Annotated in this window: 21 protein-coding genes; 14 read left to right on the top strand and 7 right to left on the bottom strand. The window is 66.5% G+C overall.

Annotated features, from left to right (window positions below; translation table 11 throughout):
- Nucleotides 1-104 precede the first annotated feature (104 nt).
- Nucleotides 105-461, top strand: a complete 357-nt coding sequence (locus NCW75_13585) for a DciA family protein (GenBank protein UYV12318.1) — start codon at nt 105-107, stop codon at nt 459-461.
- Nucleotides 462-472: 11 nt separating this feature from the next.
- On the opposite strand, the gene NCW75_13580 is transcribed toward NCW75_13585, so the two are convergent.
- A complete protein-coding gene (locus NCW75_13580) occupies nt 473-1,987 on the bottom strand; it encodes a DASS family sodium-coupled anion symporter (protein UYV12317.1) in 1,515 nt (504 codons plus the stop codon).
- Between the two features lie 111 nt (nt 1,988-2,098).
- Between NCW75_13580 and NCW75_13575 the strand changes: the two genes are divergently transcribed.
- The 3 genes from NCW75_13575 to NCW75_13565 all read left to right on the top strand — a co-directional run bounded on the left by NCW75_13575 (nt 2,099) and on the right by NCW75_13565 (nt 7,170).
- Nucleotides 2,099-4,426, top strand: a complete 2,328-nt coding sequence (locus NCW75_13575; protein UYV12316.1) for a hypothetical protein — start codon at nt 2,099-2,101, stop codon at nt 4,424-4,426.
- A gap of 70 nt (nt 4,427-4,496) precedes the next feature.
- Nucleotides 4,497-5,849 carry a hypothetical protein gene (locus tag NCW75_13570; GenBank protein ID UYV12315.1) on the top strand — a complete coding sequence of 451 codons (1,353 nt, stop codon included), beginning with the start codon at nt 4,497-4,499 and terminating at the stop codon, nt 5,847-5,849.
- Nucleotides 5,850-6,045: 196 nt separating this feature from the next.
- The gene (locus tag NCW75_13565; GenBank protein ID UYV12314.1) at nt 6,046-7,170 is read left to right on the top strand and encodes a DUF4347 domain-containing protein; all 1,125 of its coding nucleotides are present in this window, start codon (nt 6,046-6,048) and stop codon (nt 7,168-7,170) included.
- Nucleotides 7,171-7,238: 68 nt separating this feature from the next.
- On the opposite strand, the gene NCW75_13560 is transcribed toward NCW75_13565, so the two are convergent.
- The 3 genes from NCW75_13560 to NCW75_13550 form a co-directional block, all read right to left on the bottom strand.
- Nucleotides 7,239-7,640, bottom strand: a complete 402-nt coding sequence (locus NCW75_13560) for a hypothetical protein (protein UYV12313.1) — start codon at nt 7,638-7,640, stop codon at nt 7,239-7,241.
- Nucleotides 7,641-8,107: 467 nt separating this feature from the next.
- A complete protein-coding gene (locus NCW75_13555) occupies nt 8,108-8,569 on the bottom strand; it encodes an STAS domain-containing protein (GenBank protein UYV12312.1) in 462 nt (153 codons plus the stop codon).
- 79 nt (nt 8,570-8,648) lie between these two features.
- The gene (locus NCW75_13550; GenBank protein UYV12311.1) at nt 8,649-8,963 is read right to left on the bottom strand and encodes a hypothetical protein; all 315 of its coding nucleotides are present in this window, start codon (nt 8,961-8,963) and stop codon (nt 8,649-8,651) included.
- 283 nt (nt 8,964-9,246) lie between these two features.
- Here NCW75_13550 and NCW75_13545 point away from each other — a divergent pair, with 283 nt between their 5' ends.
- From NCW75_13545 to argS, 6 genes are all read left to right on the top strand, one after another.
- Nucleotides 9,247-10,335 carry a hypothetical protein gene (locus tag NCW75_13545; protein UYV12310.1) on the top strand — a complete coding sequence of 363 codons (1,089 nt, stop codon included), beginning with the start codon at nt 9,247-9,249 and terminating at the stop codon, nt 10,333-10,335.
- Nucleotides 10,336-10,494: 159 nt separating this feature from the next.
- On the top strand, nt 10,495-11,082 hold the full coding sequence (locus tag NCW75_13540; protein UYV12309.1) for a hypothetical protein: 588 nt from the start codon (nt 10,495-10,497) through the stop codon (nt 11,080-11,082).
- Nucleotides 11,083-11,095: 13 nt separating this feature from the next.
- Entirely contained in the window at nt 11,096-11,821 is a 726-nt protein-coding gene (locus NCW75_13535; protein UYV12308.1) for a glycosyltransferase family 2 protein, read from the top strand.
- The gene (locus NCW75_13530) at nt 11,782-13,170 is read left to right on the top strand and encodes a hypothetical protein (protein ID UYV12307.1); all 1,389 of its coding nucleotides are present in this window, start codon (nt 11,782-11,784) and stop codon (nt 13,168-13,170) included. Before NCW75_13535 ends, NCW75_13530 begins: the two co-directional genes overlap by 40 nt.
- Nucleotides 13,171-13,187: 17 nt before the next feature.
- Nucleotides 13,188-14,003, top strand: coding sequence for a hypothetical protein (locus NCW75_13525; protein UYV12306.1), 816 nt, complete (start codon nt 13,188-13,190; stop codon nt 14,001-14,003).
- 18 nt (nt 14,004-14,021) lie between these two features.
- Nucleotides 14,022-15,890: an arginine--tRNA ligase gene (argS, locus tag NCW75_13520; protein ID UYV12305.1), complete on the top strand. Its 1,869-nt coding sequence runs from the start codon at nt 14,022-14,024 to the stop codon at nt 15,888-15,890.
- Between the two features lie 116 nt (nt 15,891-16,006).
- Here the strand turns inward: argS and NCW75_13515 are convergent, their stop codons facing one another.
- The gene (locus tag NCW75_13515; protein ID UYV12304.1) at nt 16,007-17,209 is read right to left on the bottom strand and encodes an OprO/OprP family phosphate-selective porin; all 1,203 of its coding nucleotides are present in this window, start codon (nt 17,207-17,209) and stop codon (nt 16,007-16,009) included.
- A gap of 500 nt (nt 17,210-17,709) precedes the next feature.
- Here NCW75_13515 and NCW75_13510 point away from each other — a divergent pair, with 500 nt between their 5' ends.
- Nucleotides 17,710-18,501 (top strand): response regulator transcription factor, encoded by a 792-nt coding sequence (locus NCW75_13510; GenBank protein UYV12303.1) that lies wholly within the window; start codon nt 17,710-17,712, stop codon nt 18,499-18,501.
- Between the two features lie 24 nt (nt 18,502-18,525).
- Complete coding sequence (locus NCW75_13505) at nt 18,526-19,836, top strand: PAS domain-containing sensor histidine kinase (GenBank protein ID UYV12302.1); 1,311 nt, start codon at nt 18,526-18,528, stop codon at nt 19,834-19,836.
- Here the strand turns inward: NCW75_13505 and NCW75_13500 are convergent.
- Nucleotides 19,833-20,195 carry a hypothetical protein gene (locus NCW75_13500; protein ID UYV12301.1) on the bottom strand — a complete coding sequence of 121 codons (363 nt, stop codon included), beginning with the start codon at nt 20,193-20,195 and terminating at the stop codon, nt 19,833-19,835. The two genes, NCW75_13505 and NCW75_13500, sit on opposite strands and share 4 nt — an antisense overlap.
- A gap of 144 nt (nt 20,196-20,339) precedes the next feature.
- On the opposite strand from NCW75_13500, the gene NCW75_13495 reads away from it, so the two are divergent.
- A complete protein-coding gene (locus tag NCW75_13495) occupies nt 20,340-21,398 on the top strand; it encodes a PhoH family protein (protein UYV12300.1) in 1,059 nt (352 codons plus the stop codon).
- A complete protein-coding gene (locus tag NCW75_13490; GenBank protein ID UYV12299.1) occupies nt 21,398-23,788 on the top strand; it encodes an HDIG domain-containing protein in 2,391 nt (796 codons plus the stop codon). The genes NCW75_13495 and NCW75_13490 overlap by 1 nt, the downstream gene beginning before the upstream one ends.
- Here NCW75_13490 and NCW75_13485 read toward each other — a convergent pair.
- Nucleotides 23,785-24,228, bottom strand: coding sequence for a hypothetical protein (locus tag NCW75_13485; GenBank protein ID UYV12298.1), 444 nt, complete (start codon nt 24,226-24,228; stop codon nt 23,785-23,787). The genes NCW75_13490 and NCW75_13485 overlap by 4 nt on opposite strands.
- Nucleotides 24,229-24,328: the final 100 nt, after the last annotated feature.

Genomic DNA, 24,328 nt, shown 5'->3' with positions numbered 1-24,328 from the left:
TATGCTAGCGGGTTCTGATGGTGTCTGGCCAAAACCCTGACATATCTATAAAATTGTGCATCAGATTCCAATCATTAGCCGAACATGTAGATATGAAACCGAACATGAGCCATACTGAAAGCCTCGCCCAGGTCAATCGGCTGCGCGGGTGGCGGGTGTACTCGCCCCAGAGCGACCTGGCCAACGCGTTCCGCAGGGCCCGGCTGGACTACGAAGCAGTCGCGCGGTCGGGCGTGTCGCTCCAGCAGGCCTGGGCCGAAATGGCCCCTGGCGGGCTGGGCGAGCGGGCGAGTGCCGACCGGGTGTCCCGCGGCGTGTTGGTGGTGCGCGTCGTCAATGGGGCCGACCAGCACTCGGCGGCGCGGTGGCTGAGGAGTGGGGGGGCGCTCGATCTCTCGCGGGCGGCGAGTGTGCCGATCCGTCGGTGGAAGTTCGAGTACGGCGCGAAGCCCTCGGCCTGACTCCCCACCGCCTACCCGAACACGCTTGGCGCGACGAGCATGACCCACAGCGTGATGATGCACGCGAACAGGACGTTCAGCACCACGCCCGTGCGTGCCATCTGGCCGATGGTTACGCGGCCGCTTGCGAAGGCGACCGCGTTGGGTGGTGTGGCCACGGGCAGCATGAACGCGCACGAGGCCGAGACTGCCGCCGGTAGCAAGAGGTAGGCCGCGTCGACGCCCATCACCGGCGCAGCAGCCGCGAGCACGGGAAGCAGCGCGGTGGTCACGGCGGTATTGCTGGTGAGTTCGGTGAGGAACGTGACCAGCAAGCACAAGCCGAGCACGATGACCCACAGCGGCATGCCTTGCAGGAGCGCGAACTGTTGCCCGATTGCAACGTCGAGGCCCGTCGCCGATACCGCCGCGGCCAGGCTCAAGCCGCCGCCGAACAGCAGCAAGATGCCGAAGGGTGCGCGCGACGCGGTGTCCCAGTCCATAGCGAACGTACGGCACTTCTTGTCGACCGGCACAACGAAGAGCGCGATGGCGGCGAACATGGCGATCTGGGCGTCGCTGAGCCTCAGGCCAGCTTGGGTCATGAAATCCTGGCTGTTGATGACCTTGCGGAATATCCACAGGAGGGCCGTGATCGAGAAGATAACGAGCACCACCCATTCGCCGGGCTTCATCCGGCCGAGTTCGTGGAATTGCGTACGAACCGCCGATCGGCTCCCGCCGACGCTGCCACGCACTCGGAACATCGGGCCGGTCAGCAATACGAAGCAAATCGGCAGCAACACAACAACGAGCGGGAGTGCGTGCAGCAACCAGCGACCGAAACTCAGAGTGCGCTCGCCCTGGTCGGCTACGAATCCGGCCAAGACCGCGTTGGGTGGTGTGCCAATGAGTGTGGCAGCACCACCGATCGATGCTGAGTATGCGATTGCGAGCACGAGGCATGTTGCGAAGCGTTGGCGGGCACCGGGGGGCGCGTCGGGGTTGTCATGCACCGTGGCCAGCACGCTGGTAGCGATGGGGATGAGCATGATGACCGTCGCAGTGTTGGACACGAATGCGCTCAGCATGGCCGTGGCGATCATGAAGCCGGCGATGATGGAACGCGGGCCCGAGCCAACGGCCATGATGACGAGCAGGGCGATGCGCTTGTGCAGGCCCCAGCGTTCCATGGCCAACCCGAGCATGAACCCGCCAAGGAAGAGGAAGATGACCGGGTTGGCGTACGGGGCGGCCGCGTCGGCCATGCCCATCGCGCGCAGGAGTGGCAGCAGCGCCAGGGGCAGCAGGGCGGTCGCGCTCAGGGGAATGGCCTCGGTGAGCCACCAGATCGCCATGAGTGCGGCGACTGCGGCCGTGATGCGAGCGGGGCGGGTGAGCTCGATGGCGGCCTCGGCCCCGGGGAGGGTGTCGGGCAGGAGCAGCCCAACGAGGATGGCGACCACCGGCCCGAGGCCGAGCCCGGCGAGGGAGACCGTGTGTTGGAGCCTGCCGGCGGCGGGGGGATTGCCCGTATTCTCGGTCATTGCGGCCCAATGGTACGGGTCTCTGCCGATGACCGAAACGGGTCGGGCCGGTGAGCCGTACGGATGTTGGAGGGCGTGCGGCCCTCGGCTTATCTAATGGAGAACTTGCCCATGTCGCTTCTTTCCGCTTCGGGTGTGCGTGCGATGGCGTGCAGTGCTTCGGTGTCGGCCTGTGTCCTTCTGGCGTGGGCCGGAACGGCCACCGGCCAGGACGTTGGCCAGCAGCAATCGGCCAAGCCCTACGAGGGGCACAAGCTCGTCCAGCTCCCCGTGGCGACACGGCGGGTGCTCGAGGCGATCGAGCCGCTGGGGGCCGACGTGTGGACCCACACGATCATCCCCATGCAACCGATCGAGCTGAGGCTGAGCCCTGAGCAGTACGCCCGGTTCGTCGGCCTCGAACTCACGCACACGGTTATGGCGGAAAACCTGCAAGCGGTGGTGGATGCCGAGCGGGCGCGGATCGACGCGCGCGGCGCGCAGGACGACCTGACGTTCTACGACGAGTACCGCACGCTGGATGAGTACTGGGTGCGGTGGCAGTCGATCGCGGACCTGAACCCCGATGTGACGGGCTTCCAGGTCATCGGCCAGTCGCTCGAGGGTCGCGACATGCCGGGGTTCGTGCTCAACGGCAACGGCGAGGCGGGCAAGCCCGTGATGCTGATCAACGCCTGCCAGCACGCCCGCGAGTGGGTGAGCCCCGCGGCGGTGACGTACCTGATCGAGCAATTGGTTGAGGGGTACGGCGATGATCCGCGCATCACGCGGCTGCTTGATGAGTTGGAGTGGGTGTTCGCGCCCATGTTGAATCCCGACGGGTTCGACTTTACCTGGACCGACGAGCGCTTCTGGCGCAAGAACCGGCGCGACATCGACGGCAGCGACGAGTTCGGCGTCGACCTGAACCGCAACTGGTCGGTCGCGTGGGGCCAGCCGGGCGCGAGCGACGACCCGGGCAGCCAGACGTATCGCGGCACGGGCCCCTTTACCGAGCCCGAGCTGCAAACGTTCACGTCGTTCGTTGATGGCAAGACCGATCGCGTGGTGGTCCACCTGGACGTGCATACCTATGGCCAGCTCGTGCTGCACCCGCTGGGGTACACGTTCGATCCCTCCGAGGACGATTCGGTGTTCCAAGAGCTGGGCGACGTCGTCGCGGCGGGCATCCTGGACGAAACGGGCGCGACCTATACCGCGGCCCAGGGCAGCAGCGGGCTGTACCTGACCAGCGGCTCGGCCAAGGACTGGGTGTATGGCGAGTTCGGTGGGGTCGGGTTTGGCTGGACGATCGAACTGCGTCCGCAATCGCGTGGCGCGGGCGGGTTCGATCCCGAGCCCGATCAGATCCTGCCGGCCGGGCGAGAGTTGACCGAGGGCGTGCTGCGGCTGGCCGAGCAGATGGCCCAGCCGCTGCGCTTCCACGTGTCGCCGCAGGATGGTGGCACGCCCGCGGGCGAGACATCGGTCCGCCTGTTCGAGGTCCGCGACGGCCTGGACGAGCTCGACCCGGCGACGGTGCGCGGCTTCTTCCGCGAGGGTCCGGGCGACGCGTTCGAGCCCGCGACGGTTGAGCACATCGAGGGCGAGGACTACTCGATAGAGATGGGGCTGCTCCAGTGCGGCGAGCTTGGCGAGTTTTATGTCGAGGCGGCGACGGTGGGGGGCACGCTGTTCCGTTACCCGGAGTTTGGCGTGTTCACGCATAGCGTGAGCGATCCAATTGTGGTATTGCGGGACGCGTGCGAGATCGAGGGCGAGTGGATCGCGGGCCTGCCCGACGACACTGCCGAGCGCGGGCAATGGGGCAACGCCGACCCCGAGGCGACCGATGCGCAGCCCGAGGACGACGCGTCGGCCGATGGCACCAACGGCTGGTTCACCGATGGGCGTGCGGGCGACTCCCTAGGCGAGTTTGACGTCGACAACGGGTTCACTTCGCTGGTATCCCCGCTTTTTGACGCGACGGTAACGGGCGGCAAGGTGAACCCCGATCCGTTTGTATCGTTCGCGCTGTGGTACAGCAACGATCAGGGCTCGGCACCCGCACAGGACACGTTCGCCGTACTCATCAGCAACAACGACGGCGCATCGTGGGAATTGCTCGATGCGACGAACGCCTCGACGGTTGGCTGGGAGACCCGGCGGTACCGCATCGCCGACGTGGTCGAGCCGACAGCCGAGATGCGTCTGCTGTTCGTGGCCGCCGACGAAGACCCAGGCTCGATCGTCGAGGCTGGCATCGACGAGTTGGTGCTCGAGATCGATTGCGCTCCGCCGCATCCGGCGGACCTGGATCGTGATGGTGCCCTGACCATCTTCGACTTCCTGCTGTTCCAGACGTTGTGGGAGGCCGAGGATCCGGCCGCGGACATCGACGCCGACGGCGCGTTTACGATCTTCGATTTCCTGGGTTTCCAGACCCTGTTCGATCTGTAAGGCACACGCGAAGGGGGCGGACATGCTGGCAAGGGTATCAAAGGCGTGCGCGGTGTTTGCGCTTGCGAGTATGGCGGTTGCGCAGGAGGCCGAAAAGCCGTACGCGGGGCACAAGCAGGTTCGCCTGCCGATGGCCACGCGCGCGGTGATGGAGGCGATCGAGCCGTTGTCGCCCGACCTGTGGACGCACCGGGTCGTGCCCTTGCGGCCGGTTGATATCCGGCTGAGCCCCGAGCAGTACGCGCGGTTCCTTGAACTCGAACTTGAGCACCGGGTCGTCGTTGATGATCTCCAGGTGGCCGTGGACGCCGAGCGAGCCCGGATTGCGGCGAGATCGCAGCGCGATGACGTGCAGTGGTACGAGGAGTATCGCACGCTTGACGAGTTCCGCACGCGTTGGCAGTCCATCGTCGACTCAAACCCCGGCATCGCACGGCTCGAGACGCTCGGCCAATCGCTCGAGGGCCGCGACATCCCCGGCATCGTGCTCAACGGCGATGGACGCGCGGACAAGCCGGTGTTTGTGATCAACGCCTGCCAGCATGCGCGGGAGTGGCTGAGCGCGGCGGCCACGACGTTCATGATCGAGCAGCTCGTGTCTGGATATGGCAGCGATGCGCGCATCACCAGGCTGCTCGACGAGCTTGAGTGGGTGTTCCTGCCAATGGTGAATCCGGATGGGTTCGATTACACCTGGACCGATGAGCGCTTCTGGCGAAAGAACAAGCGCGTGATCGACGATCGCCTGCGCGGTGTCGACCTCAATCGAAACTGGTCGTATGAGTGGGGCGGGCTTGGGTCCAGCTCGAACCCCGGGAGCGGGACGTACCGCGGCGTGGAGCCCTTCAGCGAGCCCGAGCTGCGGGTGTACATGGACGCCATCGACGGTTTACGAGATCGGGTCGTCGGGCATTTGGACGTCCACACGTTCAGCCAGTTCGTGCTCAGCCCATGGGGCTACCAACTCGAAGAGCCGGTCGATATCGCCGAGATGAACGAGCTTGGCAACATCTTCGCCGATGGCGTGCGCGACGCGACGGGGGCCGAGTACGAGGTGGGCACCGGCGCAACGGTGCTCTACCTGTACAGCGGCAACTCGACCGATTGGTTCTACGGCGAGCTCGATGCGCTCTCGTGGACCATCGAACTGCGACCGACGCCGCCCATCACGCTGCCGGGCTTCGATCCGCCGCCCGACCAGATCCTGCCGGCGGGCGAGGAGCTACTCGAGGGCACGCTGCGGCTGGCCGAAGAATTCGTGCGGCACCCGGCCGACCTGGACCGCGACGGGGCGCTGACGATCTTCGATTACCTGCGGTTCCAGGCGTTCTGGATGGAGCGGGATCCGCGGGCGGACATCGACGACGACGGCGTGTTCGATGTTGCCGATTTCGTGGCCTTCGAGGCATTGTTCCGGGGCTGAGTGGCGTGTCGCGTTGCCGACGAGTTCTGGTATATGAACCCAGATTCGAACAACGCACCGCGCGGCACATCGTCGAGTGCATTGCCCCATTTGCCCAATCTAACATCCAATTTATGTATGTGGCTTCCCTGCGTGACTTGTGGCGGTGCTTTCCGCTCTTGTAGTGGCACGCACACAAAACATAAAGGAATACGCCATGCTACTGCACTCGTGGAAACGTCGTCTCACCATCGCCGCGGCAGCACTGCTGGCTGGGGGCTTGTCTCCGGCCTTCGCGCAAACGGGGTGTCGGGCCGACCTCGACGGCGACGGTCGGCTCACGATCTTCGACTTCCTGGCGTTCCAGAACGCCTTCGTCTCCGGCGACCCGCTGGCCGACTGGGACCGTGACGGCGAGCTGACGCTGTTCGACTTCCTGGCCTACCAGAACGACTTCGACCGCGGCTGCGATCCGCTGCCCGGCTGCCTCGACTTCCAGGTCATCGATCCCCTCGAGGCCCAATACGGCGAGAACATCGAGCTCGGGCTGTACAACCAGCTCCAGGTCGACGTGCCGGCGATCATCCCGCTGGGCCCGGACTTCACGCAGGTGCAGGCGCCACGGAGCAGCCACCTGCCGTACCAGTACTTCGAGGACTTCCAGCTTGGTTTCTGCGGCGATCTGGGTGAGTTCGAGCTGCGGATCAACGAGCCGGGCGTGTACCACCTGGTCAGCTTCGGCCCTGCGGGCCCGGACATCACGGCCGTGTTCGCCGGCGTGACGGCCGAGGTCGAGAGCGACAAGGAAGCCAAGACGGGCACCAGCTCGACGCTCGAGATCCACGAGCCCGATCTGGTCATCTCCGACAAGGTCGGCACGCACAGCAACCGCTGGAAGTACTACAAGGACCAGGAGGGCTACGACGTCGAGGAAGTCGACGACGTGGCCGATGCGACCATGAAGGTGTGCGACGCCAAGCCCGTGAAGAAGCTGATCATCGCCAACCACGGCACAGACGGCCAGATCTCGATGGGCGACGGCAACACCCGCCAGGACGGCAAGTGGATCGGCAAGAACGCCGACAACGGCAAGCTGGGCGCGTACCAGACATTCGTTGACGCCCTGAAGGCAGACGGTAAGTTCGCGACTGACGCCGAGATCTGCCTGATCGGCTGCAACGTGGGCGACGGCGACGAGGGGCAGAACCTCGTCGACTGCCTGGCCATGGACCTGGGCGTCAAGGTCCGGGCCACCAAGGGCACCGTGACCTACACGCTCCGCAAGGATGGCACGGTCGAGGTGAGCCAGTCGGGTGATGGATGGGCGACCGGCACGCCCTGAGGGCGACCAAGCCACGGACCACGCACGCCCGGCGCTTGATGCGTCGGGCGTGCTTTTGCGTTTGAGGCTTAGCAGCCGGCGTCGAAGGCGTTCTGGAAGGCGAGAAAGTCGAACAGGGTCAGGTCGCCGTCGGCGTCGAGGTCGGCCACGGGGCTGGCGTCTATGAAGAAGTTCTGGAACGCGAGAAAGTCGAACACGTCGAGCTCGGCGTTGCCGTCCAGGTCGGCCAGGCAGTCGGTGCGGACGACGATAGTGGCAAAGCCGGGGTCGGGGAATTCTTCTGTGGTACCGCCGATCAACTCCGCCCAACTGAAGTGGTCGCCTGGCGTAGCAGTGAGTTCGACTACTCTGGGTGCAAAATCGCGCGTGCTCCAATTCGCGGTCCAGAGCAATAGCGGATTCCGATCATCCACACTCCCCCCGCCGCCGCCACCGCCCAGTGATCGCTGGCCAGCGACGATGTCATTCACGGCGTCACCCTCCGGGCTTCGAACTCCGTCAGAAAAACTCGCGTATGGAGGTGGCGCCAAATCTCGACGTATCGTATTAAGGTTCGCGAACAGCGGCTCGGTTGCGTAGACATCAAGGTCACCACCTTGGATGACATATGTACCACCGGGAAATGTGGTGTACCCACACCAGACCTCGATTGCCGCTCCCCCAGACGAAGGCGTGACAACTGCTGGCGACTCGATGAGTAGGAAAAAACTGTCGAGGGGGCTTTGGGCATGGGCGAGTGCGGCGACCGCTAGAAGAGTCACCGCCGTAAGCTGTGAACCGTGCGTACGCATGACGAGGCCTCCGAGGGCGTGCTCACCCGTGGAGTGTACAGCTTGCACTGGCGACTGCCAGCCGAGCGATCACTTTCGGTGCGATCTTCGTGGCTGGTTGTTCGGGGTTGGCCCGGGTGCTCACGTACCCGCCTCGGTCGGAGCCCCTACGCCGCGTGGCGTTCGACGGCTTCGATGGCGCGCATGACGTCGCGGCAGATGGGGAAGAGGCGGTCGAGGCGCGTGAGCTTGAAGAGGCACTCGACGTTGGCGGCGGCGTTCACCAGGGCGACGCGGCCGCCGGCCTTTTGCAGGCGGGTGAGCAGCTCGACGAGCACGCCGATGCAGGCCGAATCCATGTACTCGACGTTCTGGAGGTCGAGGACGACGTGACGCGCGGTGACCTGGCCCGGCTCGGTGAGCTTGTCGGTGAGGGCGACGACCAGGGCGGCGGCCTCGTTGCCCGAGAGCGTGCGCTCCTTGAGCGTGGCGATGATGGTGGCACCGAAGCGGTCGAAGCTGGCCATGGACGATGTGTTGGACGCCTGGGAGGCCATCGATTCAACGTCCGGGCCCTGCTGCTGGTCGGGCTGCTTCGAGTTGTCCTTGCCGAAGAGGCGAGAAAGCATGGCGACCCCCGATAGTGCGTGATGCGGGCAGGAGACGAACGGGCCTCGTGAGGGACCGGTCTACTCGTGAGGGACCGGTCTAGTGGACCCAGCCGTGGCTCGGGCCGGAATTGTCCGGACGCGGGCGGCGGAGGGGCTTGGCCTTCAGGCGGCCTGGTTGTTCTTCGGGCTCCTCGGCGGTCTCGGGCCGGATCGCGGGTGGCGCCGGGATGGCGGGGATGGTCGGGCTCTGGGGTGCCGCGGCCGATGGGCTCGGGAGGTGGCTCGAATGGCCTGGCATGGGCGCGGGCGGCGTCGAGCCGTGGGTGCGCTTCTGCTGGGCCTCGTCGAGCGATCGATCGAGCTTCTGAAGGATGTTGCGGAGCTCTTCGAACTCCCGCTTGCTGTTGTCCATGATCGTGCCTCCCGCACCTTGGTTGCACCCTGGCATCGGCGCGATTCGGGCCCCACTTCTCTCAAAGTGCATATGGGCTCGGAATTTGCACCCGGATTCGTCGCCCGGGTGGGCGTCGATGAGATTTGGTGCCAAAAACCGCTTGTGATTTCGCGGACCTTCAGGTACCCTGGGGAGGCGTGGGGTGGCCGTCGGGGACGTAAACGTGTACCAATCTCGTAAATCCATACGTGTAAAGTGCTTACTGCTGTTCCTTCTCGGACTTGTTGGCCTTTCCCTCGGCATGGAGCGTGAACGGACCGGGATGGTCTTGCACCTGAGGGTGACCGGAGACATCGATTCGATCGCTATGGTCCGAGAACTTCAAGGCCATCTCGACCGAGCGAGCGACGCGCGGTTCGAGGGCGTGCTGCTCGAGCTGCAAGCCGGGCGGGTGCGCGAGGACCTGGCGTGGAATCTGGGGGCTGCCATCGACGACGCCGGCGGTCCGGTGTGGGTGTGGCTCACCGGGCTGACGGATGAGGCCGCCGGGCCCGAGCAGCTCGAGCTGGCGATGCGCGGGGCCGGGGCGTGGATCGAGCCGGGGCTCGACGTGGCCTGGGACGGCCCGGCGAGCAGCACGAGCCTGATGCCCGAAGGGGCCGATCCCCAGCGGATGATGCGCGAGCGGTACTCATCGTTGTGGATGGCCTGCGAGCGGCGGGGGGCCAGCACGCGGCTGGCCGAGGGGCTGCTGCGGCCTTCGGTGCCGCTGCGGGTAACGCGGCTGGTGGCGGGGGAGTGCGAGCTGGTCGAGGGGCCGGTCGCTCGGGGTGAGGACGGCGGCATGGTGACGCTGGTGGAGCCCACTGCCGGCGGCGCCACGAAGGGGCGGATCTCGCCCGAAGTCGCTCTGGCACTGAAGATGGTAGACGGCGTGGAGCGATCATCCCGCCAGGTCATCCGGCAGGCCCTCGGGCACGAGCGATCGCGCGGGCTGCGCACCGAGCGGGCCAGCGTGGAGAGCGATCTCGACGAGAAGATCGCCGAGGGGCACCGGCTGATCGGGGTCGCACGGGCCGAAGCAGCGCTGGCCCAGGACGTGCTCCGCGAGCGGATCGAGAGCGGGCTGGGGCGCGGGGCCTACGAACGGGCGGTACGCGAGCGGGCCCGCAGCACGCTGGTCGTCGTGGGGCGGGGTGAGGCGGCGCTGCGAGCGTTCGAGGCCATCGCGGCCGATCGCCCCGAGGTGCTGCGGACGCGGGCACCGGTGCAAGCCGACTTACCGGGTGTGGAAGAGACGGCCGCCAAGGCTTGGGCGCGGGAGATCGAGTATGTCCGGCGCGGGCTGGCGGGCACGCGGGCCGATGCGATGGCCCAAGCCGAGGGATAGTGCGTAGACCGAGGCCCCCCAAGGGATCGGGCGGGTGCGCGGGCCGCTATTGTGGCTGGTATGAGCAATGCCAATGTGACACATCACACGCAAGGCCACCCAACGGTGAACGGTCCGATTGTTACTGGGGGTAGGCGGCCGGGGTCGAAGGGCGCTTCGTTGCTGGCATCGGCAAGCCATGCAGCGGATCTGCGAGAGGCGTTTTGGCACGACATGTGCCGCGAGATCCTGACCACGCTCTCGGCCGAGGGGCTCCGGCGGGCCGAGAAGTCGCCCGGCGTGGAACTGCCCGGTGGTGGTCAACTGGTGAGCAGCGTTTCGCCCGCACCTCCAGAGCCCGAGCTCTTTGACGGACGCATGGCCGTTCTGACGCATGGGGGCGAGCGGATCGCCATCGGCGAGGTGTACCCCATGCTGGCGTGCGGCATCAGCGGCGACGAGGCCGATCGGGCGGTTTCTCAGGCGGTGGAGTGCAGCATCTTCCAGATCAAGACTCCGGCGGGCGAGTTGTGGACGGTTCCCGTCCACGAGATCCGGGCGTTCCACGCCCTCACCCCCGAATTGATGAAGCAGATCGAACAAGCCGGGCGCCAGAATCGTTCGCGTCGCAGGGGCGGCGAGGATCGGGACATGCCCTTCGGGTTCGAGGCGTACACGTCGCTGGCCAAGGGTGAGCGCGACCGGCAGGAGGCCGATCCGTACTACTCGCCTCCCGGTGACCAATCTCCGCAAGACGACCCGGAATGAAGCAGAGGTGTGCATGACTCGGACGTTGCTGGCAATCCCGGTGTATAACGAAGAGAAGTACGTGGAGCGCGTGCTGGGGCGGGTGTCGGAGTATCTGCCCAACGTGCTGGTGCTCGACGACGGGTCGACCGACGCGACGCCCTCGCTGCTGGCGAAGTTCCCGGTGGAGGTCATCCGCCACGCGCACAACCGCGGGTATGGGCGTTCGCTGATGGACGCGTTCCGGTGGGCGGCGGTCGACAAGTTCGACTGGGTGATCACGATGGATTGCGACGAGCAGCACGAGCCCGCGTCGATCCCCGACTTCATGGCTGCCATCGAACGCGACGACCTGGACGTCATCAGCGGCTCTCGGTATCTTGACGTGCATCCCGAGAACGACGCACCACCCGAAGAGCGGCGGCGCATCAACGGCGTCATCACCGACGAGCTCAATTCGCGATTAGGGTTGGATCTCACCGACTCGTTCTGCGGGTTCAAGGCGTATCGCGTGTCGGCGGTGGAGAAGCTGTGCCTCGATGTCGACGGCTATGCCTTCCCGATGCAGTTCTGGGTGCAGTCTATTGCGGCGGGGCTTCGCATCGATGAGATCCCGGTACGGTTGATCTATAACGACGCAACGCGCTCGTTCGGCGGGCCGCTGGACGACCACACGCACCGGCTGACGCACTACCGCGAGGTGCTGGCTCGCGAGCTGGCGTGCTGCGCCAACAGGCTGCCGCGGCGATGTCCTGCGTGATGGACTCTTTGCTGGAGTCCGTCGCGGTGCGTGCCGAGGGCGATGCATCGATCGGAACCTTGCACGCGCCCGCGCCGGCCAAGGCGGCGGCACGTGCGGAGCTCGGGCTGCCGACAGACAAGCCCATCGTGATGGTTGGGCACCAGGCCGAGGTGTGGCACGCGGGCATCCTGGCGAAGCTGGTCGCGGCGGCGGAGATCGCCAAGCGTCACGACGCGGCGCTCGTGTGGTTGACGCCCGACCAGGACGCCAACGAGCCGACGATGGTGGCGTATCCCGCGCGGACGCACGAGGGGCGGCTGAAGCGGCGCGAGTGGCTTGTCGACGCGGGCGCGTTTGTCAGGCCGGGCACGCCCACGGGCTCGCGGCTGGCGATCGAGCCGGGCGTTGTGCCACGTGAGGCGCGGACGGAGTGGCCGCACGAGGCGGCGCGTGATGGGCTCGGACGCACTCGCGAAGCGTTGATCGGACGCCAGGGCGAGGCGTCGCTGGCGCGGCAGTACACGCTCGCGGCCCTCGACATCGTGCGCGACGTTCTGGGGATCCGCGTCGATCATGTCTTGATGGCCAGCACGATGTCGCGCGGTGCGGCCTTTGGCATGTGGGCCGATCGCATGCGGCGCGAGGCCCGCAACTGCGTGCTGGCGTACAACGGGGCCGCGCAGGCCCTACCCGATGCGCACGTTCGCGATCTCGAGATGGGGCCGCGATGGGAGCTGCCGCTCTGGAGCCTGACGCCCGAACGGCCGCGGGCGGCGGTGTATGGCGATGCCCAGCCCGAGGGGCAGGTCGCGCCGCGGGCGCTGGCGATGACGGGTTTTGTGCGCACACTCTTGTGTGATGCGTGGGTGATGGGCGTGGGCGGCGAGGCGTACGACGACGTGACGCGGCGATGGCTCGAAGCCTGGATGGGGCGGGCCGACCTGGCACCCGGCGTGGTGGCGACGGCAACACTATGGCTTCCATTGCGCGAGGGACCGCTGCCCGACCCCGAGCGGGCGGCGCACGCGGCGTGGCGTGTGCATCACGCGCGACACCATCCGGCAATGCTCGGGCAAGACGGGCGGCAGCGCGAGCGGGACAGGCTCGTCGAGGCGATGCGTGAGGCGCCGTACGCGTCGGTCGAGCGGCGGCGGTTGTTCGCCGAGATGCGTGAGCTGCTTGGCGATGCTCGGAACGCGGGAGCCGATGGACTGAAACGAATGCGTGATGAAGCCGAACTCGAGCGTGAACGGCTGACCGACATGGAGAGCGTGCTCGATCGCACGTGGCCGTTCGCGTTGCATTCGGCTGGGTCGCTGCGCGAACTCGATACCCAAGTGCGTGAGGCGACGGGGGTGCTGGCGTGAGGTGGATTGCGCTCGCAATGCTAGTGCTGATCGGTGCCTGTGGTGAGCAGCATTCTCCGCCGCCTTCGGAAGGTGTGCGCATCGCCACGACCAGCCCGGCGGTGGGCATCATGCTGCGAGACTTCGGGGCCGAGGGTCTCGCGGTCGGACGATCGGGGTATGACGTGGCGCTCGACCCATCGCTGCCGGTGGTGGGGGACGCGGCGGGCATCGACCTGGAGCAATTGTCGGCCACGGGCGCGACGCACGTGTACGTCGAGACCGGGGCGTCGGCGCCGCCGGCGGGGTTGGCCGGGCTCGCCGAGGATGTTGGATTCGAGGTGCGGGCGTTCGAGTTGACGACCCTGGAGCAGCTCATCGAGCTGGCCGATGGCGTGCATGGGTTGGTGTCGAGTGAGATCGATGCCGGTGAGTTGCCTTCGGTCCGGTTCGCGAGCGCCCTGGAGGCCGATGATGCGTTGGCGGATGCGGGGCGGGTGCTGCTGCTGATGCCCGGCGAGCCCGCTGCGGCGCTCGGGCCGGGGTCGGTGCATCACGAGGTGCTGGTGGCCATCGGCGGGGCTTCGGCGCTCGACGTGGGGCGGCCGTACATGCCGCTGGACGCCGAGGACGTGCTGACGCTGGCGCCCGATGCGGTCGTGGTGCTGGCCCCGGGGAAGGTTGGCGATTGGCAGGAACTGCTCGGCCCGCTGGCGGAGTTGCCGGTGCCGGCGATTGAGGCCGGGCGTGTGGCGGTGTTTCGCGATGACGAGGTGTTGATGGCCTCGACGTCGACGCTGCGGTACGCCGATGAGCTTCGGCGGCAGCTCGGGGCGTGGGCGCGCGAGCCGTAGGGCCCGTACGATGGGCCGATGAACGAGACGCAGAGCCCGACCAATACCCAGCTCGACCCGGTTGCCATCCTCGATGAGCGATTCAAGGCGGCCATCGCGCGCGCCTTCCCGGAAGTGGCGGGCAGGGCCGACCCGCTGATCGCCCCCAGCAAGAAGGCGGCGCTGGGCGACTTCCAGTGCAACGCAGCGATGGCGCTGGGCAAGATGGTCGGCAAGAACCCACGCGAGGTGGCGGGGGCCATCGTCGAAGCGGTGGACCTGAGCGACATCGCCGAGCCGGTGGACGCGTCGTCGATCGCCGGGCCGGGGTTCATCAACGTCACGCTGCGGGGCGAGTCGCTCGCGGGGTTGCTGGGCGAGCTGGCCGGAAATGACCTGGGCCTGCCGCCCGTGGGCTCGCCGCAGAAGGTTGTCGTCGACCTGTGCGGCGTGAACCTGGCCAAGCAGATGCACGTGGGGCACATCCGGGCGATCGTGATCGGCGACGCGGTGGCGCGCACGCTCGAGCGGCTGGGCCACACGGTGGTCAGGCAGAACCACGTGGGCGACTGGGGCCTGCCCATCGCGATGGTCGTTGATTTTCTGCATCGTGAGAGCGACGCGGGGCGTGTTGACCTGGATGCGATCACACTCGACGACCTCGATGGCATCTACAAGGCCATGAAGGCGCGCACCGGCGCAGGGCGCACGGGGCTGCGTTTGGCAGAGAAGTGGGACCTTGGGCCGAAGGTGGTCGCCGAGCTCGAGGCCGAGGTGGCCGACGCGGACGAGGCGATGGCCCAGGCCAAGGCGACGCTCATCGCGTTGCAGGGTGGCGAGGCCTGGGCGGTCTCGTTGTGGCAGCGCATCAGCGACATCACGATGGGCGCGTGCATGGACGCGTGCCGCCGGCTGCACACGCGCATCGAGATCGGCGATAGCGCGGGCGAGTCGAGCTACCGCGACGAGCTTGCGCCGATGGTCGACGACCTCATCAAGCGAGGCGTGGCCGAGGAAGACGGCGGGGCGCTCGTCGTGCGTGGCGAGGGCAAGGATCCGCCCGCCCTGATGCGCAAGGGCGACGGCGGATTTCTGTACGCCACGACCGATGTGGCTGCAATCCGCCGGCGCGTGCAGGACATCGGCGCGAGCCGCGTGATCTATTGCGTCGACGTGCGGCAGGCGATGCACTTCCGCCAGGTGTTCGCAGCGGCGCGCAAGGCCGGGTTTGCGACGACACCCGAGGGTGTTGAGGCGAGCCTGGAGCACGCGGCGTTCGGCACGATCCTGGGCACCGATGGGCGACCCTTCAAGACGCGGTCGGGCGAGAGCGTGAAGCTGCAGGACTTGTTGGACGAGGCGCACGATCGCGCCCTTTCGGCAGCCGAGCGAAGCGAGCACGTCACCACGACCGAACGCGAAGCAACCGCGGAAACTGTTGCGATGACGGCGCTCAAGTTTGCCGACCTGTCGAATGACCGTGTCCGTGACTATGTGTTCGACTTCGATCGCATCCTTGCGTTCGAGGGTGACACCGGGCCGTACCTTTTGAACGCCCTCGTACGCATCAAGAGCATCTTCCGCAACGCGCAGGAGCGCGGTGTTGGCGATGGCTGGAAAGACGCCGCGATTTGTGTCGAGCACGACGGCGAAAAGCAACTCGCGATGGCCTTACTGCGATACCCGTCGGTCGTCCGCGCGGTGGGCGAGCACCTGGAGCCGCACCGGTTGTGCCAGCACCTGCTCGAGATCGCCAACAGGTTCAGCGGCTTCTACCAGGCGTGCCCGGTGCTCAAGGCCGAGGACGACGCCACTCGTGATAGCCGGCTGCGGCTGTGCGAACTGACGGCCAGAGTGCTCGAGGACGGGATGGGCGTGCTGGGGTTGCCGACGCTCGAACGGATGTAGTGCACGCCCTTCCCCCGATGGGACCGGCGGAAGGGTGAGGAAAGAGCGCACAAAAAAACGGGCGACCCACACCGGGTCGCCCGTTCTGATATCAAATCAGACCAGTGCCGCTCGGATTAGAACGAGAGGATGAACTGGGTGCGGACGCCGGCTTGCGGATCGCCGTTGTCGGGCAGGAGGCCACGCGAGGGCTGGCCACCGGTGAAGTAGGTGTCGGCGACGGTCTCGAAGATGAAGAACACGTCGGCGGTGAACTTAGCGCTCTGGTCGCCATAGACGTAGTGGTTGTAACCGAAGGTCAGCGAGGCGAAGTCCTCGACGCCCGTGGTATCGGCCAGCAGGTAGTCGAACCGGCCGAAGACCTCGTTGTTCTCGTCGAAGCGGTACCCGGCCTGGGCGATGAAGCCCAGATCGGTGGAATCACCGGCCATGCCGAAGTCGGCATCCTGGAAGGTGAACGCACCGAAGACGCTGACGCCGTCCTGCTCCCACTGGGCATCGGCGGTGATGCTCAGGAGGTCGAGCTCGGTGGTGGCACCACCAACGGCGTAAGTGCCGTCGCCCATCTGGTAGAAGATCGCACCACCGACGCGGAGGGCCTGCTCCTGGCCCTGGGTCGCGGTGAAATCGTCGAAGTCGCTCCAGGCACCCTCGAACTTGTAGTCGAAGCGGCCGCCGATGGAGAAGTCGGCTTCCATGGGGCTGTCGAATTGCGTGTTCGCGGTACCGAAGCCATCGGAGAACGCGGCCTGGACGCGGTAGTCGTCGTCCTCGTTGCCGGCGTAGGTGAACATGACGCCCTGGCTGCGGCCCTGGCTAAAGAAGCTGTTGATGAACGACCGGTCGACAGCGAGTTGCTTACCGGACGAAACCGACTGCTCGTACAGGAAGGGCAGCTTGAACTGACCAAAGGTCAGCTTGGCCTCGTCTTCCATGCCCGGGACCGGCATGCTGACGTGGGCATCGAGCAGCACGAAGGTACCACCCGAAATTTCGAAGTTACCCTGGATCTTGTAGCTGAACTCGCCGAGCTCGCCCTTGGCACCAAGGCGAGTGCGGCTGCCCTGGAAGCCATTGGCGTAATCCTCGGCGCCGGGGCCACCATCATCGATGAGGGTGACGTTGTACCCGAACTGGAGACGGCCGAAGATCTCGGGGTCCGTTGTGGCACCTTGGCCGAGCGTGGCGCGCGAGGCATCGGTGCGGGTTTCCGCAGCGAACGAGCGGGCTTCATCCAGGCTCGACGTCTGAGCAATCGCGGTGCCACCAAGGCCCATTGCGAGGCCCGCGAGCAGCACTGTGGCCTTCTTGTGACTCATCTACGAGACTCCTTCTTCGAGGTCTTGAGGGCGGTTTCGGCCGCCCGACTCTGTCACCGTGCCCGGCCGCACGTTGCATTGGCCGGTCGCACGTTGAGACCGATGATCGGGTTCCACCCAGTCCATCGATCGATCGGGCTCGACCATGAGCCCCAAACAAGGCTGGCGGTGGCCCATCCTGGGCCGTTTTCGTCAGCCAACCCGGCATCCCCAAGATGCCGAGATAATGCGTATGTTGCCCTGCGGGACCCCCGGCGGACACGCCAAAGAGCCAGCAGAGCCCGAAAGAACCACTCGGGAAGCCGCTTTGAACGGCCTTGATCCCGCCTGGCCTCGATCCGTTACCGGTCGAGAGCCGAGAGTGTAGCAAGCAACTTAGCCCTTGCCAACTACTGGTCCAGTCCGTTTTTCGGCCCGATGCATCTGTGGACACCAGAATCTGCACATGAATGCGAAGATATGTTAAAGTCGGGTGTAGCAGCCGTTGTAGGAGTGTGACCATGCCCAAGAATCAGCCGACCAATGGGCCCCAGGGACGGGCCAGGCGGGTTGAACGAAAGGGCAGCGGCATGGTCGCGAGCGGCACAACAGGCGAAGAGAAGGTCATCCTGATCGTCGAAGACGAGCGGGACCTGTCGGATCTGCTCGAATATAACCTGGGAACCAATGGTTATCGGACAATTACCGCCCACACCGGGCGGGAGGGCCTGTCGATGGCGCGGGCCCATGGGCCCGACCTGGTCTTGCTGGATCTCATGCTGCCCGAACTCCCCGGGACCGAGGTGGCCAAGCAGATCCGGGCCGACAAGGCGTTGGGCCGGGTGCCCATCATCATGCTCACGGCCAAGGGCGACGAGGTCGACCAGGTGGTGGGCCTGGCGGTCGGAGCCGACGACTACGTGACCAAGCCGTTCTCGATGAAGGTGCTGCTGGCGCGGATCGAGGCGGTGTTCCGCCGATCGCACCAGGGCGGACGCTCCAGCGAGCAGGTTCTGCGCTTGGGCGGAGTCGCGCTCGACCTGGAAACGCATGAGGCCACGCTCGAGGGCAATTCGATTCCGTTCACGCTCACCGAGTTTCGATTGCTCTCGGCGTTAATCGAGGCCGATGGCAAGGTGCTCTCGCGGGCCGACCTGATGAGCCATGCGATGGGGCCGGGTGTGACGGTGACCGAGCGGACCATCGACGTGCACATCACCAGCATCCGACGCAAGATGGGCCGATGGGGCCAGCAGATCAAGACCGTGCGGGGCGTGGGCTATCGCGCGGTCCACGAATTGACCCCGGCATGATGCGGCCTGGCCGTACGATCTGCAATGGGTGAGCGGAGCCAACGCTGGTTTGTGATTGCCGGCCTGGCGGGCGCTGGTGCTCTGGTGCTGATCTTGATCGATGCGCTGCCAATCGTGGCGGCGGGGCTCATCATCGCCTCTGGACTGGCGGTGTGGCGTGGAGCGGTCGCCACGACAGCCAGCGCCAGGATCGCTCGCGATGACGCCGGCAAGGCCAGGGCGTCGCTGGCATCGCTCGAGGCGGTGTATCGCGAGCTCTCGATGTTCTTCCAGACGGTCGATGAGCCGCTGCTGGTGTGCGATGAGCGGCAGGCGGTGATCCTGGTGAACGAAGCCGGCTGCCAATGGTTGGAGATGGCTCGAGAAGACGTGCACGGCCGTCGCATCGACGAGGTGTTTACGAACGCCGAGGTGCTCTCGCTGCACGCGCGGGCGTCGCGCGGCGAGCGGTGCCGGCGTCGAATCACGATCACGGGCGAGAACGGGTACCGGGTCGCCGATGTTTCGGCGGTGCCCGTGCCGGTCGAGCGTGGAGCGCACGACGATGGCAAGGGCGTGCTGCTGGTGCTGCGCGATGTGAGCGAGCTGGCGCGGGCGCTCGAGATTCGAACGGACTTCGCGGCCAACGCCTCGCACGAGCTACGGACGCCCATCGCGGCGCTGCGGGGTGCGGTCGAAACGCTGCAAGGGCCCGCCAGCCGGGATGAGGCGATGCGAACGCGGCTGCTCTCGATGCTCGACGAGAACGTGTTCCGGCTGGAAGACCTGATCCGTGACCTGCTCGACCTGTCGAGGCTGGAAGCGCTCGAAGGGTCGGCGAAGCTGGTGCTCGTGCCGGCGAGCGAGTTGGTGCGCGTGCTCGCCCAGAACTTCGAGGCCATGTGCGAGCGCGGGGCCGTGACGCTTCGATTCGAGATCGATCCAGAATTGGAAGCGTTGCGGACCGATCGCAATCTCGTGACCATCATCCTGCGGAATCTCATCGAGAACGCGATCAAGTTCAGCGATAAGGGCGACGAGGTGCTGGTGCGCGGTGTCGTGGAACCCGGGGCCGACCCGAACGCGGCGCGCACGTGCGTGTTCGAGGTGATCGACCAAGGCCAGGGCATCCCGCTCGCCATGCAGCAACGCATCTTCGAGCGCTTCTACCAGGCCGACACGTCGCGCGATGGCAGCAAGGTCGCGCGGGGCACCGGGCTGGGGCTGGCGATCGTCAAGCACGCCGTGCGCACGCTGGGGGGCACCATCAAGGTCAAGAGCGTGTGGCAGCGGGGGACGACGATGACGGTCGAACTCGCTGGCGCCGTTCCCACATCCGACAAAATCGACGCTTAGCGCGGGGCCCACGCAACGCCGTGGAGTTGCCGCAGTCGGCGGGCCCAGGCGTTGAGCAGTCGCTCCTGGGCCACTTGGTCACCATCGGGGTCGACGTAGGCGGTCAGGGCGAATGTGCCGTCGCCAAGGTGGGTGGCGGTTGCAACGCCATCGCGGTTTTCCACGACAATGAACGAGGCCGTGTAGGTTTCGCCGTCCCACGAGCCCGTCAGCAGAGCGGCCTCGGCGGCTTCGAGACCCACGCCCAGGGCGCGGGAGATGTCGTCGCGGTCTCCGGAAACCGGGCCCTTAGTCGTTGGGCCTGGGGTGGGCACGATCTCGTAGCCCGGCCCAACAGCGCAGCCGGCGAGAAGGGCCATAGAAACCAAGAAAAATATGTAGGATTTTGTTTGGTTCTTCATGGGCTTGGCCGATTGGCCTCAGGTACGATTGCCCGAGAGACGACACTGACGCTATGGGCCGGGGCCGTGGTGCCCGTTGGTTCACGGTCTGGAGACTGGTGCTTGGAACTGACCATCGAATTTCCCATCGGCCCCGATCCGGTTCGGGTGCTCGGGGTGCATGACCGGAATGTACGCCTGCTGCGCGAGGGGCTCGGGGTGTCGGTGACGCCCAGGGGCGGCATCGTGCGCATCAGCGGGCAAGAGGAGGGCGTGCGGGCGGCCGAGCGGTTCTTGCGCGCCATCCTGCGTCGCGGCGGGCGGGCGTCGACCTCCGACGTGTTGCAGATGCTGGCCGAGGCGGCCTCGGGCGGGCTGGTGGCGCCCAACGGGAGCGACTATCCCGACGTGTCGACCACGCCGGGGCTGGCCCCCGGTGGGCGCGGGCCGATGCGTGTGCCGCCTCGTGATGGCGAGGCGTGGGAGGGCCCACTCGCGGTGTACAGCGGCGGGCGGCAGATCCGCGCACGCACGCCGGGGCAGGAAAACTACCTCGAAGCCATCCGGGCGAACGAGCTCGTCTTCGGCATGGGGCCGGCGGGCACGGGCAAGACGTACCTGGCCGTGGCGGCTGCGGTGCATTTGTTGAGGACCGATCGCGTGCGCAAGCTGGTGCTGGTGCGGCCGGCGGTGGAGGCGGGCGAGCGGCTGGGCTTCTTGCCCGGCGACATGCAGGCCAAGGTACATCCGTACCTGCGACCGCTGCTCGATGCGCTATACGACATGATGGACGTGGGCACGATGGAGCGGTTCATGGAAAGCGGCGTGATCGAGATCGCGCCGCTGGCGTTCATGCGCGGGCGCACGCTGAACCAGGCGGCCATCCTCTTGGACGAGGCACAAAACAGCACGGTGGGACAGATGCAGATGTTCCTGACGCGCATGGGCGAGGGATCTCGCATGATCGTGACGGGCGACCCCACGCAGATCGACATCCCCGACCCCGGCGGCAGCGGGCTCATCGACGCGGCCCGGCGGCTGCGGCGGGTGCGCGGGGTGGCCTTTGCCGCCCTGACACGTGAGGACGTGGTGCGGCACCCGCTGGTGCAGCGGATCATCGATGCCTACGGCGATGATGATCGCAAAGAGCAGGCTCCGGCGATGGCCGAGGGGGGCGTTTGATGCGCTGGCCTTGGCAAAAAGCGAAGAGCAGTGGCCGGCGTGTGAGCCTGCGACGCGAGCGTGCGACGCCCTGGGAGAAGTTCCAGCGGCTGATCACCAACCCCAAGACGGGCTACGCGGTGGTCATCGGCACCGGGGCGGCGCTCGTGCTGAGCGTCATTACCTGGTGGGCCAGCTCGCAGCCCATGCTGGCGATGGGGCGGCTGGCCGACGAGACGGTGGTGGCCCGCGAGCCCTTCCGCATGCCCGACCCGGCGCGGACCGACGAGAAACGGACGCTGGCCCGTGATCGGGCGGCTCGCATCTTCGTGATGCGTCCCGAGCTGCGTGGGCTGGTCGATGGGCTCTCGGGGCTGCCGCTCACGCTGCGCGATGCCGACACGCTCGAGCAGGTCGCGCCCGAGCTGCGCGCGCGGTTCGACCTGGACGAGGACGAGCTCGCCGCCATCCGGACGCTGGTGAACGAGGAAGAAGTCGCGCCACGTTGGACCGAAGCCATGACGCGGCTACGAGCAGCGCTCGCGCGGCGGCCTTTTGTCGATCTGGCGACGTGGCAGACCGAGCGGCAGCGATCGGCCCAGCTGGGCGGGAGCGAGGCCGGCGAGACGGCCGTCATCTGGCTGCGCGACGGCGAGGCCGAGACGCAGCCCATCCACACCAATGCCGCGAGCCTGGTGAACGTGGGCAGCCCCGAGCAGCGGCTCGAGGCAGCCGAAGCACTGGCGCAACAGACCCAGCTCGGCGATGCCGCGCTGCGGTCGCTGATCGTCGGGCGGGTGGTCAACCAGACCGAGCCCACGTACCGCCTCGACGAGGCGCAGACCGCGTCGCGGCAGGCGCAGGTGGTGGGCGATGTCGAAGAGTCTTGGGTTGAGGTGCAGGCGGGCCAGGTGATCGTTCGGCGCGGCGAACCAGTCGGGTTGGAAACGATCGGCCTGTTGCGCAGCGAGCGCGAGGCGGTGGCGCAGGCCCGTGGCGTGTTCTCGCTCGGATCGCGGCTGCTGGGCTCGGTCGCGGTGTGCGCCCTGGTGGTGCTGGGGCTGACGATGTACCTGGCGTGGTACTGCCCGCGCGTGACGCGCAACCCCGAGCGGATGCTCGGCATCGCCGGCTTGTTCGTGGCGTGCTTCGCGCTGGCGATCTGGCCGTCGGCCGTCGAGCCACGGCTGGTCATGCTGCTGGCCGTCGCGCCCACGCTGCTGCTGGCGATGCTGATGGCCATCGCGTACGACGCGCGGGTAGCCATCGCGATCGCCGCCGGGCACGCGGTGCTGGTGACGGTGGCGCTCGGGCGGCCCTCCTGGTTCGTGATGATCCCGCTCGCCGGCGCGGCGACGGCGGCGTGGCAGCTCAGCGATATCCGCGATCGGCGCGCCTTCGTGCGGTCGGGGCTGGCCACGGCCCTGGCGCTCGCGGCGGCGACGCTCGGCGGCGGGCTGCTGGGGCGGCCGCTCTCGGGCAAGGGCCTGCTCGAACTCTCGTGGGACATGGGCTTCGCCGCCAGCGGCGGCATGGCGATGGCCGGGCTGGTGTTGTTCATCCTGCCGAGCGTCGAGAAGGCGTTCGACATCACCACGGGCATGAAGCTCATCGAGCTGCGCGACCCCAAGCACCCGCTGCTGCGCGAGCTGCAACGCCGGGCGCCGGGCACATACAACCACTCGATGAACGTGGCGTCGATCGCCGAGGCCGCGGCCGACGCCATCGGGGCGGACTCTCTGCAGACGTACGTGGGCGCGCTGTACCACGACGTGGGCAAGATGAACAAGCCCGAGTACTTCGTGGAGAATCAGGCCGGCGGGCCCAACAAGCACGACAAGCTGAGCCCGGCCATGAGCCTGCTGGTCATCGTGGGCCACGTGAAGGATGGGCTGGAGCTGGCGCGCGAGTTCGGCTTACCGCGCTCGCTGCACCACTACATCGAGGCCCACCACGGCACGACGCTGGTGGAGTACTTCTACCACCGTGCGAAGCAGAAGGCCGCCGACGAGGCCGAGGCAGCGCGCGAGAGCCGGGCGGTGAGCAAGGGTGCCTCAAGCGAGGCGGGCGAGGTGAGCAAGCGCGAGACGAAAGAAGGCGACCTGGCCAACGAGCCGCGCGAGATAGAGTACCGCTACCCGGGCCCGAACCCGCGAACGAAGGAGTGCGCCATCCTCATGCTGGCCGACGCCGTCGAGAGCGCGACGCGCACGATGGCCGACCCGACGCCCAGCCGCATCGACCAGCTCGTGCGAAGGCTTGCCCAGAAGCGGCTGACCGACGGGCAGTTCGACGATTGCGATTTGACGCTCAAGGAGCTTGACGCTGTTGGGGATTCGATCAGCAAGACGGTGGCGAGTATCTACCACGGGCGGATTGCGTATCCGGGGGGTGGGGAGAAGAGGGCTTAGGCCTGGTTTGCAGCACGCCCAATGCCAAAGCCTGCCGCCACGCCTGCGAACAGTGTTCCAGCGTAGGTCAACACCTTCTGCAACAAGTCCGGATCATCTTTCAAAAAGATTACCAAGAACACGACGAGACCAACTACGATTACGAACGCAATCAGAAGAAACAGCTTCGAGCGTGACTCCTGGCGATCATCCCGATCAGATTGCTTGTCCGCGAGGTCGAGCGATTGTTTAATGTGTTCCGGACGGACTTGATTGGCAACTGGATTTGGGAGCGGCCCCGAAGCCATGAGTGCCATCATACTTTCGCGGACAAACGGCGGGGCATTTTCAAGTGCCTCTGCAGCCTCCACTTGAGCAGATGAAGACTTCTGAGCGCCTTCGCGAGAAGAGAGGTCAGATGGGCTAGGCGATTCCGGTGGTTGTGGCGAAGATTCGTCCATGGAATCCCATGTTACGCGGCTCGTCGCGAACGAGAGACCTGTCGAACTGATGACCTATCCGGTTGATCACATCGCGTTCGATTCCGCGTGCCAATAGCAA

Origin of the sequence: Phycisphaera sp. (genome assembly GCA_025916675.1) — a bacterium.
Taxonomy (GTDB): domain Bacteria; phylum Planctomycetota; class Phycisphaerae; order Phycisphaerales; family UBA1924; genus JAHCJI01.
The sequence above is the reverse complement of the archived record's forward strand: the minus strand, read 5'-3'. Positions and strand labels throughout refer to the sequence as shown.